This is a genomic window from Legionella clemsonensis (assembly GCF_002240035.1).
GTDB classification, from domain to species: domain Bacteria; phylum Pseudomonadota; class Gammaproteobacteria; order Legionellales; family Legionellaceae; genus Tatlockia; species Tatlockia clemsonensis.
The window spans coordinates 2462369-2476032 of record NZ_CP016397.1; the positions used below are offsets into that span (position 1 = coordinate 2462369).

Below are 13664 nucleotides of genomic sequence, written 5' to 3' on the forward strand. Positions count from 1 at the left end.
CACGATGACAATAATCAGGGCTTGGGAGTGCTATAAATCCAAGCTTCTTAGCAATTGAGGAATTAACTGAGGGCCTTGGTAAATTAAACCGGTATAGACTTGTAATAATGATGCGCCAGCCTGTAATTTATGCTTCGCCACTTCCGGTTTATTAATACCTCCTACTCCAATTAAGGTGACTTCATTGCCTACAATTTCTTTTAAAAGCTTAAGACAGGAAGTTGAACGTTCAGCAAGAGGGACACCACTTAAACCACCTTGTTCATTACCATGAGGTAAGTGGTCAACCCTTTCTCGTCTACAAGTCGTATTTGTCGCGATAATTCCTGCAATTTTTTTCTGCAGCAGAATATCAGCCATTCGCTTTAAGGTTTCATCACTTTCATCAGGTGAAAGTTTTACTACTAAAGGCACAAGCCGCTGATACTCATCAGCTAATCGCTGTTGCTCTTCGACGAGCTGCCCTAATAACTGACTTAAAAAGTTATCTTGTTGCAACAAGCGTAAATCAGGCGTATTCGGCGAAGAAATGTTTATCGTCACATAGGAAGCATAGGGGTAAATTTTACGCAGACAATGCACATAATCTTCACCTGCGTTGGTTAGCGACGTGTCCTTATTTTTACCAATATTAATGCCCAATATTCCTTTATACTGTGCCTTTTTTACATTAGCCACCAGCGCATCCACGCCCTGATTATTAAATCCCATGCGATTAATTAAGGCTTGAGCCTGGGGCAACCGGAATAAACGCGGTTTGGGATTTCCTGATTGTGGACGTGGGGTAACGGTACCAATTTCGAGAAAAGAAAATCCTAATTTACTTAAAGCATCTATATAGTCGCCATTTTTATCCAAACCGGCGGCAAGTCCAATGGCATGAGGAAACGTTATTCCCAAGGCATTTACAGGGTGAGCTTTTCCTTGTTTGAAACAAAATCTTGGCAGCCATTTTAGTAATGCCAATGTTAGATGATGAGCTTTTTCAGCGTCCATCTGAAACAGAAAAGGGCGAATAAGTGAATACATCGTACACTATCCAAGGCAGCAAATTTCAGGGAGTGAATAATAGCTTATGTTTTACCCATGACAAAATTCTATCTCGAATAACGATAGGGTTTTCTTATTCCGGGTCATCGCCAACAACTACCTATACCTCCTGGCTGTGCATTTCCATCTTATTTCTTATAGTCATTCCTCTTATTCTGAGTTAAAGTTAAATTTTTAATTTGAATAGAAGCACTTACAACCATAGGATTCGGGACATGCAAAGTAGCCTTAAGACAGGTATATTTCTCGGACTGTGTCTTTTAGTATCCTGTCGGATTGCCCTGCCTCCCTATAAACAAGTCGAACATTTAAAAGCAACGCCTGAAATTAATCAAGCGGTTAACACCAAACTCAATGAAAAGAAAACCTTCAAAAAAGGGAACTGGCCTGACAAGCAATGGTGGCTTGCTTATCATTCGCCCGAACTTAATGGTTTAATTGAGAATGCGCTGCTGGGTAATCCCTCCCTCCAGGAAATCAGAAGTCGCGTGCAAGTGGCCAGACAAGAAGCCCTCGTTACTCGCTCTGCGCTTTTCCCACTGCTCTTTTTTGATGCGAAAGAAAACCGACAGTACCTAAGTAAAAACGGTTTATACCGCGCTTTAAATCACAACATCCCTCTCAGTGTTAATCTTTTAGATTTATCCTTATCCTTTACCTATGATTTTGATTTTTGGGGCCAGAATCGCAATCTTTTCTATGCAGCCATTGGCAAAGTAAAAGCACAGCAAGCTGAAGCAGCCGAAGTTCGCTTGCTAATTACAACTGCTTTAGCACAAGCTTATTTCGCTTATCAGGTCAATCTAGTCAAAAAGCAATTTTATGAGCAATTGGTTACAGTACGAACCAACATTGCTAAATTGCAAAATCTCATGCTTACTAAAGGTCTCGCCGATGAGTTACCCGCTTACGCTTCTGAAGAAAATTTATTGGAAGCAAAAAAATTATTAAGCAATATTCAGGAAGAAATTGCTATTGACAAGCATTTAGTGAATGTTCTGGCTGGTCGTAATCCAGAAGCTCCCTTATCAAACCCTCCAACACTGCCAGGACTTCCTCGACAGTTGGAAATACCCCAAACAATTTCTCTGGATCTTATCGCGCGCCGTCCCGACCTCATGGCACAAATATGGCGAGCGAAAGCGCTGGCTTACAAAACAGGAGCAGCGATGGCTGATTATTTTCCAGATGTAAATATTGTTGGTCTGGTTGGATTGGAGAGCACTCATTGGAAAAAACTTTTACAAGCCTCAAGTTTTACTGCAGCACTTCGACCTGCCATTCATTTACCTGTTTTTACAGCGGGTGCCATCAAAGCTAATATTAAAGCCACCAAAGCAGAATTTGATGCTGCAATCTTTGCTTACAATGAATTATTGTTACGCAGCACACAAGAAGTTCTTGATGCACTCGAGTTTGCACAAGCCATCTATCAACAAAAAAGAGAACAAGTAGGGATTATCAATTCTACTAACAAACGCTATAAACTGACCCAATTACGTGAACGTGAGGGTTTAGACAGCGGATTCAATAGCTATCATCTGCAGGAAGAGTTAATAGAAAAAAAGCTCGTCAATCTTACCTTACTTTATAATCAGTATTTAGCGTCAATCAAATTAACCAAAGCATTAGGTGGTGGCTACTGCCAGACACCCGTTCCTCTGGTGAGGCAATCATGAGAAGTAAAAAACCTGCCTTTTATTTCTTAATTGCTGCTCTAATTTTAGTATTGCTCCTTTTTAGTGGTTGGCTATTCATCTGGCGTTGGCAAATTTACACCAATGACGCCTACGTGCAAGGAAACCAGGTTCACATTAATGCCTTGCGCAGTGGCTTTGTAACAGGTATTTATACCGATGATAGTTTTCTGGTTAAAAAGGGGCAGTTGCTCATCGCTCTGGATGAAACGGATTCGAAAATTGCTCTGGAAAAAGCCAAGGCCAAATTAGCGCTTACTGTTCGTGAGGTTTGCCAGGCTTTTCACGATGTGTTTCGTCTTCGAGCGGAAGTTGATGTTAAACGCGCCGAACATTTAAAAGCCAAACAAAATTATCAGCATCGCGCCGGCGTGATTAAAGCCCGGGGCATTTCACTGGAGGATTATCAAAATGCAGCTGACGATTTAAAAGCAAGCCTTGCAGCCTTAAAAAGTACTCAAGATAGTTATCGAAAAACATTAGCTTTTATCCAAGGGAGTTCCATCACTGAACACCCCTTAATTCAACAAGCGGCGCAGGAAGTCAGAGATGCCTGGGTGCAACTCTATCGCTGTAAAATTTATGCGCCTGTTGAAGGACTTGTTGCTCAACGTACCATTCAAGTAGGCATGTGGGTTAAACCCAATCGACCTCTGATGTCTGTTATTCCGCTTGAACAGATGTGGGTCAATGCAAACTACAAAGAAACACAGTTAAAACATGTTCGCATCGGACAAGAGGTGACTATTACTTCCGACTTATACGGCAGATCGGTAGTATTTCATGGGAAGGTTGCAGGTTTACCAGGAGCTGCAGGCAATGCCTTTGCACTCCTGCCTCCTGAAAATCTCTCTGGAAACTGGATTAAAATTGTGCAGAGACTTCCTGTGCGCGTCGCCTTGGATCCCAATGAATTAAAACAGCATCCTTTAAGAATTGGCTTATCCATGGAAGCAACCACAGATATTTCAATGCAGGACGGATTATTAATCCCTGCTTCTTTTGTTGGACCTTCTTACACCACTACTATTTTTAACAAGGAAGAAACAGGCGATCAAAAACTCATCGCAACGATTGTTGCTGAAAACATTGATCCTAACTTAAAAGCTTATGCTCATAGTCCTTTAAATTTAAAGGCAGTTTCGATTGCTGGGGTGACGCCTTAATGACTCTAGCTATTTTAATTCTATCACTTGCAGGGGTTATTTTTAATCTTACCCTGCCAATAATGGCAGGCATTTATATTGTTGGCGACTTAGGAAGCAGCACTTTTTTAAGTGTTTATGGCGTTAGTTTTTTTTGTATGGGTAATGCCTTAAGTGTACCCCTTGGGAAGCCTTGCATGACAAAACTAAGTGCCGTGCAATTATACCTCGTATGTTTGAGTCTTATGCTTCTCTTTTCTTGGCTCTGCGCAACGGCACAAGATTATTTTCAATTTGTCTTATTTCGTCTTTTGGAGGGCATCGCTTCAGGCCCTCTGTATTTAATCATTACCGGCACTTTAATACCCTATGTCTGTCCCCCAGAAAAACAGACCAAATTATTATCTCTCTTGTATGTAGTTTTTACCTTCACTCCGGTACTGGGTGCCAGCTGGGGTGGTTGGATTGCCTATTCCTATCATTGGCGGCTGCTATTTTTTGCTAACATTCCACTTTGCTTGTTTCTGATTATCTACATGAGTTTTAGATTTAGGGAGTTTCATAGACCTCCGGAAAAACCGCTCTTTGATACAGTGAGTTATTTTTCCTATTTTATTAGCATTCTTTTTATTGGCAGTGCCTTAATCACCGGACAGGAATTGGATTGGTTCCGCTCACCACTGATTAGTTTCTTACTGTTTTTCGGAAGCTTAACACTCCTCTTTTTTATTCTGTACAACCTCTCGACATCACATCCTGTCATTGATTTTTCATTATTAAAGAATTTTTATTTCTCCTTCGCCATGTTTCATATCGCTTTACTATTTGCCATTTATTTTGGAATGGTGGTATTGCTTTCTTTGTGGCTTAAACTTTATGTGAATTACACCCCTAACTGGATAGCCATTATTATTGGTACAATGGGATTTGGCGCCTGGGTTCCTGTTTTTTTGAATCACAAACGTTACGAGCCGAGACTACCTTTAGCTATAGCCTTACTATTTTTTGCAATCTCTTGCTTTTATACCAGTTACTTTAATGTGGAAATCAATTTTGAACGTATTGCTTATTCCCGTTTTTTGGCAGGGATTGGGCTTATGTTATTTTTACCGCCTCTTTTTAGACTTTCAGTCCAGATGAATCCAAAAAAATCAAGTGAATCAGCCAATTTTTTTCATATTGTAAGACTAATCAGCTCTGGCTTGGGTGCTTCTTTGTTTGTTATCTTATGGCAGCGTCGACAAGTCTTTTTTTACGAACGCTTGGGCGAAAATTTGACCCATTTTTCGCAAAAAACCATCAACTTTTTAAACCATGCTCAACAATTTCATCTCGAAGGCAAGAAAGCATTTGCTCAACTTAACTTGCAACTTACACGCCAGGCTACTGCCTTAGCGCTTGATGACTGTTTTTATCTGATGGGTTGGATAAGCGTATTTTTAGCAATAACTGTAGTTTTAACTTATCTGCTTCATTTAAAACCTAATGTCGCCACCGTTTAAAGGGTTTCTCATTATTAAATATTGATTTTTCTATCAGGCACTTTCGCAAATCCACTCACAGAGTGGTTTAATTAGTAGGGTAGGAATGGTTTTTTGACTTCGTGAGAAGACAAATTAATTAATTAAATCTCACATTGCTGTGCCCAAACTCGCAACATGGCATTCCCACTTGGTTGCAAATGGTAAGCAACCTCTCGGACTTCTACTCCAAAATTTTCCTGTTGTAATCCGAGAAGAACCGGCCCTAAGAATGGAGAGGGCTGATTGTGGCGATCAATAAGTGGGAAGATTCTTACTTCTTTGGCAACGCGCGCCAATTCTTTAATTACTTTTAAGTGAAACTCCACGTCTTGATCGTCTAAGTCTGCAAACAAGTAGTGTGAACTCAAAGCGAAATCAAAAGAAAAATTATCGAAAGACAGAGCATAATCGTTAATACCACAATAGCGTTTTTCTTTTTTACCTCGCTGATAGTCTGCAAAAAATTGCTTCATCCCTTCACGTCTTTTATTAATTAAAGCCTCAGGAGAACCATAAAAACTAAAATCAAATTTATCTTGATCACGAATTACCCGTTCTACCATATCCGCAAAAATCAAATCTACCTTGCTATAAAGCGTATCTTTATCAAGCATAAATAAAGGATCAGCACTAATAATCTGCCGAGATTGCTTGGTGAGTTCAACATTGACGGCACTCGGTCCACAACCATATTCTAAAATGCGAGCATTGTTATCCGTGTCAGCCAGATGAAACATTTCCTGGTATTCATCAGCATGGTGTCCCCAAAGCACAAGTTTACGCATGAATACTCCTGTTATTAGCAAACGGCAAATTTAATATCATAGAACATATTTTCTCTTTAGTTGCAGTTTAGCACGAAGCCTATTGCAACTTGAATTCGATTGGGTATAGTCTAGCCTATTTGCTTAAGTAACAGGAAGTCAATCTATGTATACCAGCCTACAACACCAGCTTGGTGAAACTTACGATCTTCTAAGGGATAGCGTTTATCAATTTGCTGCCAAAGAAATTGCTCCGATAGCTGCTCAAATTGATGCTGAGAACGCCTATCCCAATCACCTGTGGCGCAAGTTAGGGGAAATGGGTTTATTAGGGATTACTGTGAGTGAAGAATACGGGGGGGCTGATATGGGTTACCTTGCTCATGTTATAGCGATGGAGGAAATCTCCAGAGCCTCTGCCTCTGTTGGCTTAAGTTATGGCGCTCATTCTAATCTTTGTGTCAATCAAATTTATTTAAATGGCAATAGTAGGCAAAAACAATATTATTTGCCTAAACTAATTAGTGGAGAACACATCGGCGCTTTAGCGATGAGTGAATCCAATTCAGGTTCTGATGTTGTTAGCATGCAATTACACGCTCGTGCAGAAGGCGATAAATTTATTCTTGATGGCACGAAGATGTGGATAACCAATGGCCCCGATGCCGATGTTTTGGTGGTGTATGCAAAAACCGACAGACAAGCTGGCAGCAAGGGCATTACCGCTTTTATTATCGAGAAAGGATTCAAAGGTTTTCGTACCGCGCAAAAACTTGATAAGCTGGGTATGCGTGGTTCGAATACCTGTGAACTTGTATTTGAACATTGTGAAGTTCCTGCCGACAATGTTTTAGGCGAAGTGAATAAAGGCGTAAAAGTGCTTATGAGCGGACTTGATTACGAGCGCACTGTGCTGGCAGCAGGTCCAATTGGTATCATGCAGGCCTGTATGGACATAGTTCTCCCCTACGTCCATGAACGTAAGCAATTTAATCAGCCAATCGGTGAGTTTCAGTTTATTCAAGGTAAATTGGCTGATATGTATACGGAGTTGAGTGCTTCAAGAGCTTATCTTTATACAGTTGCTCGTGCTTGTGATAAGGGTATGGTTAGCCGTAAGGACGCCGCCGGCGTAATTTTATACACCGCGGAAAGAGCAACGCAGATGGCTCTGCAAGCCATTCAAATTTTGGGTGGTAATGGATATATTAACGAATATCCTACAGGCCGCTTACTGCGAGATGCCAAGTTGTATGAAATCGGAGCAGGTACCTCTGAAATTAGACGTATGTTAATTGGACGTGAACTTTTTAATGAAACTGCATAAGGAAAAGAAACATGGAACAGAATGATATTGTAATTGTTGCCGCAAAAAGAACACCTATGGGCGCCATGTTGGGCTCACTGTCTGGCTTATCTGCTCCAGAATTAGGCGCGGTTGCGCATCGTGCTGCCATTGAACAAGCAGGCATTTCTCCTGCAGATATTGATGAAGTCATTAGCGGTTGCGTTTTACAAGCTGGCATAGGCCAGGCTCCAGCCAGACAAGCAGCAATTTATGCAGGAATCCCCAATTCAGCAGGAGCAACGACTGTTAACAAAATGTGTGGTTCAGGCATGAAGGCGGTTATGTTAGCGCATGATTTAATTAAAGTTGGCTCGGCAAATGTTGCTCTGGCCAGCGGTATGGAAAGTATGAGTAATGCACCTTATCTGTTAAGTAAGGCGCGAGCCGGCTTTCGTCTGGGGCACGGTGAAATTAAAGACCATATGTTTCTTGATGGCTTGGAAGATGCCTACGATCGCGGCCAATTAATGGGTTGCTTTGCTGAGGCAACCGCTACTCATTTTAATTTCAGTCGTCAGCAACAGGATGAATACGCCATTCGCTCACTGTCACGTGCTTTAAAAGCCCAACAAGAGCAGGCTTTTGAAGAGGAAATCGTGCCTGTAACTATCGCTGGTCGTAAAGGTGATGTGATAGTTGATAAAGACGAAGGACCTGATGAAAGTAAACTGGCGAAAATTTCTCAACTTCGCCCGGCATTTAAAGCCGATGGTACCGTCACTGCTGCCAACTCAAGCTCCATTTCAGACGGTGCTGCCACGCTTATTTTAATGACAGCAGCTAATGCCCAAAAACGCGGGATCAAGCCCTTGGCACGTATTGTTGCCCACGCAAGCCATGCTCAGGCACCCCAATGGTTTACTACAGCCCCGGTTGATGCCATCCGCAAAGTATTAAATAAAGCCAATTGGCGTCCCAATGATGTTGATATATATGAAATCAATGAAGCCTTTGCGGTAGTGGCCATGGCGGCAATAACTCAGCTCGAGCTGAATGACGATGTGGTCAACGTACATGGTGGTGCCTGCGCTTTAGGTCATCCAATTGGTGCTTCTGGTGCCCGTATTCTCGTTACTCTCATGCATGCCTTGAAGCAACGTCAAAAAGTACGTGGTGTTGCTGCCTTGTGTATCGGTGGTGGTGAGGCAACCGCAATGGCTATTGAAATGCTGTAAGTAAATATGCATACTGGCGCATTAATAAGATCGTTTCACTTGTTACCTCGTAACTTGCTCGCGTGTAACAAGTGAATTTATTTTACTAGTAAGGGGCGATTAAAAGTGCAGTTCCTGGACCAACCTCTTAGGGCTTGACCACGAGTCCATAGCTCCCGCGGCAAGCTTGGGTGCGTTGAGAATTATTGAAATGCTAATTAAAACTGTAATTTAATCGCAACCTTACCCAATACAATCATTTTAACAAAGGATGTACATGCTTAGACAAAGTCTCATTTACCTGGTATTAAGCATTCTGGTCGTAGTCTTTGCGAAATTCGCCCATTTGCTTATTGTTTATATCGATATGCTCTATGCTTACATCAATGTTAAATTAACTCCTGTTTTTAGTCATAGTGGTGTAGGCCTCACCATTCGAAAAACGCTATTACTCATGTTTATTCCCGTTATTATTGCAGCAATTCCTGCATTAACTTATCGATTGGTAAAAGGTAAGGAGATGCCTCATCTCATTGAATTAACCTGGTGTTTATGGCTTGTCATTGTGCTCAGTAATATTTTAATACGCTAAGGATTGCTATGAGCAAAATTATTAGTCAAATTAATTCCGGCAGCAGTGAATTCAAAGCCAATGAGACTGCCATGCAAACCCTAGTTGCCGAGTTGCAATCCACCATCAAACAAATTGCACAAGGTGGTGATGAAAAGGCACGTCAAAGACATTTAAAACATGGCAAATTATTACCACGGGAACGACTACAACAATTGTTAGATCCAGGAAGCCCATTTCTGGAACTGTCGCAATTGGCTGCCTATCAAGTTTATGAGGATCATGTCCCTGCAGCAGGTATTATTACCGGTATTGGTCATGTAGCTGGTACGGAATGCATGATTGTGGTTAATGATGCTACAGTAAAAGGCGGAACTTATTACCCTCTAACGGTTAAAAAACATTTACGTGCGCAAGAAATTGCCAAAGCCAATCATCTTCCTTGCCTCTATCTCGTTGATTCAGGAGGCGCATTTTTGCCTCAACAAGATGAGGTGTTCCCGGATCGTGATCATTTTGGACGAATTTTTTATAATCAAGCCACTTTATCCGCTGCCAACATTCCGCAAATTGCCGTGGTCATGGGATCTTGTACAGCAGGTGGTGCCTATGTACCTGCCATGGCTGATGAATCGATTATGGTTCAAAATCAGGCGACCATTTTCTTAGGAGGCCCTCCTTTGGTCAAGGCTGCCACTGGAGAAGTCATTTCCGCCGAAGAGTTAGGAGGCGCTGATGTTCATTGTCGACACTCTGGCGTCGCAGATCACTATGCAGAAAATGATGCCCACGCCTTGCATTTAGCTCGCGTTGCAGTGAGTCATTTAAATCGTCGCAAACCTGAGTCACTTTGTAGAATTTTAAGTCGGGAACCGGCGTATGATCCAAAAGAGTTAAATGGTATTGTGCCTGTGGATCCACGTAAGCCCTATGATATTCGTGAAATCATTGCTCGCATTGTCGATGCCTCCGAATTGGATGAGTTTAAAGCACTTTATGGCACGACGCTGGTTTGTGGATTCGCTCATCTTTTTGGCTATCCTGTTGGCATTATTGCTAATAACGGTATTTTATTTGGCGAAAGCGCCCTTAAAGGAGCCCATTTTATTGAGCTTTGCACTCAGCGAAAAATACCCTTGCTATTTCTGCAAAATATCACCGGCTTTATGGTGGGTAGCAAGTATGAAGCAGCTGGCATCGCTAAACATGGCGCCAAAATGGTAACCGCCGTGGCCAATGCCAATGTTCCTAAATTTACTGTCATTGTGGGCGGGAGTTTTGGTGCAGGTAATTATGCGATGTGCGGGCGCGCTTATAGTCCCCGTTTTTTATGGTCCTGGCCCAATGCTCGCATTTCTGTTATGGGAGGTGAACAAGCTGCCAATGTACTCGCACAAATTAATCGCGATAAACATAACAAGCAAGGCACAACCTGGCCCGTTGAAGAGGAAGAGGCGTTTAAAGCGGAATTACGCGCACAGTATGAAGCTCAAGGCAATCCCTATTATGCAAGTGCCAGGCTGTGGGATGATGGGGTTATTGCACCTGAGGATACTCGTAGAATTCTTGGCTTAAGTCTATCTGCAGCCTTGAATGCGCCTATTGAATCCACCCAATTTGGTGTATTTCGCATGTAATAGAGTAGCTCAAAAGGAGAGAGGACTCGTGAATGATGATTTATTGTTAACCGAATTACGACAGCGGATTTTTATTCTTACTTTAAATCGTACTGATAAACATAATGCCTTTGATGAGAATTTATTAGCAGCATTACAACATCAACTGGATAAAGCAATCAATAATCCGGAAGTGCGTATTATTATGTTGAAAGCCAATGGACAGCATTTTTCTGCAGGAGCAGATTTGAGCTGGATGCAACGCATGGCAGAATTCAATGAAGAAGAAAATCTTCGCGACGCAATGGTTCTGGCACAGGTGATGTATACCTTAAACAGTAGTCCTAAACCCACCATTGCGGTAGTACAGGGTGCTGCCTTTGGCGGTGGAGCAGGACTTGCAGCGGCCTGTGATATCACAATTGCTGCAAGCACCGCTCGCTTTTGCTTCTCAGAAGTCAAACTTGGATTAATTCCTGCAGTGATAAGTCCTTATGTTATCAAAGCCATTGGCGAACGCGCGGCTAAATGGCTGTTTATGACGGCAGAAGCATTTGATGCAGCAAAGGCCAAACAATTAGGATTGGTGCATTATGCTATTGCAGAAAATGAACTATGGGAGTTTAGTTTAAATGTTGCTGAACGAATGACCAAACTTGCACCACTCGCTGTTCGAGATTGTAAAAACCTCGTTGATACCGTTGCCAATAAAGCAATTAACGAAGAACTACTAAGCTACACAGCAAACCTTATTGCTAAAAAACGGGTTTCAGCGGAGGGACAGCAAGGTTTACATGCTTTTCTTAATAAAGAAACACCTCACTGGAATTAGGACTCTCGATGTTTAACAAAATTCTTATTGCCAATCGCGGAGAAATTGCTTGCCGCATTATAAAAACCTGTCGGCAGATGGGCATTCATGCGGTGGCAATCTATTCCACCGCAGACAAAGACAGCTATCATGTGCAACTTGCTGACAGTGCTTTTTGTGTAGGTGATGCTGCTGCAAAAGCAAGTTATCTTAACATTGAAGCAATCATTCAAACTGCCCTGACCAGCGGTGCCCAAGCTATTCACCCGGGCTATGGCTTTTTATCTGAGAATCCGCTTTTTGCAAAAGCCTGCGAAGAAGCTGGCCTTGTTTTTATTGGTCCTTCTATCTGTGCTATGGAAGCCATGGCATCCAAACAGCTTGCTAAACAATTGCTTGAAAAAACGGCCGTCCCTTTAACCCCCGGTTATCATGGTAGTGAGCAAACCGAGGAACGGCTTTTAGAGGAAGCACGTCGTATTGGTTTTCCGGTACTATTAAAGGCCGCCAGCGGCGGTGGTGGAAAAGGCATGCGCGCTGTTCATCAAGAAGGTGATTTTGCCCAAGCCCTAGCTGGCGCACGCCGGGAAGCGATGGCCAGTTTTGCCGATGATACAATGTTAATCGAAAAACTGATTTTAAATCCTCGCCACGTTGAAGTCCAAATTATGGCAGACAATCATGGACAAGTGGTGCATCTTTTTGAACGCGATTGTTCTATTCAACGTCGTCATCAAAAAATAATTGAAGAGGCTCCTGCTCCGAATTTGTCAGACTCCCTGCGTCAAGGACTTGCTGAAGCAGCGTGTGAGGTTGCACGCTCAATTCAATATCGCGGTGCCGGAACTATCGAGTTTCTCGTGGATGGCGACAATCATTTTTATTTCATGGAAATGAACACCCGTTTGCAAGTAGAACATCCTGTAACAGAAATGATAACCGGTTTTGACCTGGTAGCCTGGCAGTTAAAAATTGCGGCCGATGAACCCTTACCTTTTTCACAAAAAAACATTCTGGCAAAAGGCCATGCGATTGAATGCCGTGTTTATGCGGAAGATCCCCATCAAGGATTTATCCCGTCTATTGGCCAGTTACATTTTTTGCGAGAACCTGAGGGTGCAGGTATTCGAGTGGACAGTGGCGTCACTGTTAATTCCACCATTACGATGCACTATGACCCGATGATCGCCAAGCTTATTGCCTGGGGAGCAAATCGAAATGAAGCCTTACAACGCTTACAAAAAGCATTAGAGAATTATGCGATTGGCGGGGTTAAAACCAATATTTCCTTCCTACAGGCTATTTGCCAACATCCTCGTTTTGTACAGGCCGATTTAAGCACCGATTTTTTATCTCAGGAAGTTCTACAATTGCCAGAACCAGACCCGGAGTTAGCACTGTTAATGGCAGCCAGCTATGATTATTTATCATTAATAAAACAAGAAAAAGATGTCATTTACCGCGAAGGTTTTGCCTGGCAAATGCATTTATCCAGTCACTGGTATTGGCGTTACGTGATTGAAGACAAACAAGAAGAAATTAAAATTATTCCACTTGATAGCGCTTCCTTTACATTATTTCTTCATGGGAGAGAATTTTATTTACGCCCCAAGATTCTCGAAAGCAATTTGCTGGCTCTTGATGATGGTCGCCAAACTCGGAGGGTTCTGTTCGACAATCAAAAGCAGACGCTGACATTTTATTTTAAAGAAGGTCCTATTCCAGTCGAGCGTTTCAGCTGGCAAAACCTTGACGCAAAAACAAAAAGAAAAGGACAGCTTACCGCCCCAATGCCTGCAACAGTCGTTGCCGTTTTAAAAAATATCGGCGATAAAGTGAAAGAAGGAGATAGTTTAATCGTTTTAGAAGCCATGAAGATGGAGCATACTATTCATGCACCACGCGATGGAGTGCTTGCCGAATTATTTTATAATGTCGGCTCTCAGGTGAATGAAGGTGCTGAATTATTGGCTCTTAAAGACTGA

General features: G+C 42.2%; 11 protein-coding genes. 9 read left to right on the forward strand and 2 right to left on the reverse strand.

Annotated features, from left to right (window positions below; translation table 11 throughout):
• Nucleotides 1-30 precede the first annotated feature (30 nt).
• Nucleotides 31-1029 carry a quinone-dependent dihydroorotate dehydrogenase gene (locus clem_RS10780; RefSeq protein ID WP_094091564.1) on the reverse strand — a complete coding sequence of 333 codons (999 nt, stop codon included), beginning with the start codon at nucleotides 1027-1029 and terminating at the stop codon, nucleotides 31-33.
• Between the two features lie 236 nt (nucleotides 1030-1265).
• Here clem_RS10780 and clem_RS10785 point away from each other — a divergent pair, with 236 nt between their 5' ends.
• The 3 genes from clem_RS10785 to clem_RS10795 are packed head-to-tail and all read left to right on the forward strand — an operon-like array spanning nucleotide 1266 to nucleotide 5394.
• Nucleotides 1266-2729 (forward strand): efflux transporter outer membrane subunit, encoded by a 1464-nt coding sequence (locus clem_RS10785; protein ID WP_094091565.1) that lies wholly within the window; start codon nucleotides 1266-1268, stop codon nucleotides 2727-2729.
• A complete protein-coding gene (locus clem_RS10790; RefSeq protein WP_094091566.1) occupies nucleotides 2726-3913 on the forward strand; it encodes an HlyD family secretion protein in 1188 nt (395 codons plus the stop codon). The genes clem_RS10785 and clem_RS10790 overlap by 4 nt, the downstream gene beginning before the upstream one ends.
• Nucleotides 3913-5394: an MFS transporter gene (locus clem_RS10795; RefSeq protein WP_094091567.1), complete on the forward strand. Its 1482-nt coding sequence runs from the start codon at nucleotides 3913-3915 to the stop codon at nucleotides 5392-5394. The genes clem_RS10790 and clem_RS10795 overlap by 1 nt, the downstream gene beginning before the upstream one ends.
• 122 nt (nucleotides 5395-5516) lie before the next feature.
• Here the strand turns inward: clem_RS10795 and clem_RS10800 are convergent, their stop codons facing one another.
• On the reverse strand, nucleotides 5517-6200 hold the full coding sequence (locus clem_RS10800; protein WP_094091568.1) for a hypothetical protein: 684 nt from the start codon (nucleotides 6198-6200) through the stop codon (nucleotides 5517-5519).
• Nucleotides 6201-6345: 145 nt separating this feature from the next.
• On the opposite strand from clem_RS10800, the gene clem_RS10805 reads away from it, so the two are divergent.
• The 6 genes from clem_RS10805 to clem_RS10830 all read left to right on the forward strand — a co-directional run bounded on the left by clem_RS10805 (nucleotide 6346) and on the right by clem_RS10830 (nucleotide 13664).
• Entirely contained in the window at nucleotides 6346-7506 is a 1161-nt protein-coding gene (locus tag clem_RS10805) for an isovaleryl-CoA dehydrogenase (RefSeq protein ID WP_094091569.1), read from the forward strand.
• 11 nt (nucleotides 7507-7517) lie between these two features.
• Nucleotides 7518-8702, forward strand: coding sequence for a thiolase family protein (locus clem_RS10810; protein ID WP_094091570.1), 1185 nt, complete (start codon nucleotides 7518-7520; stop codon nucleotides 8700-8702).
• Nucleotides 8703-8958: 256 nt separating this feature from the next.
• Complete coding sequence (locus clem_RS10815) at nucleotides 8959-9273, forward strand: hypothetical protein (protein WP_094091571.1); 315 nt, start codon at nucleotides 8959-8961, stop codon at nucleotides 9271-9273.
• Nucleotides 9274-9281: 8 nt separating this feature from the next.
• Entirely contained in the window at nucleotides 9282-10889 is a 1608-nt protein-coding gene (locus clem_RS10820) for a carboxyl transferase domain-containing protein (RefSeq protein ID WP_094091572.1), read from the forward strand.
• A complete protein-coding gene (locus tag clem_RS10825) occupies nucleotides 10873-11700 on the forward strand; it encodes an enoyl-CoA hydratase-related protein (RefSeq protein WP_408606895.1) in 828 nt (275 codons plus the stop codon). The genes clem_RS10820 and clem_RS10825 overlap by 17 nt, the downstream gene beginning before the upstream one ends.
• 8 nt (nucleotides 11701-11708) lie before the next feature.
• Nucleotides 11709-13664, forward strand: a complete 1956-nt coding sequence (locus clem_RS10830; RefSeq protein ID WP_094091574.1) for an acetyl-CoA carboxylase biotin carboxylase subunit — start codon at nucleotides 11709-11711, stop codon at nucleotides 13662-13664.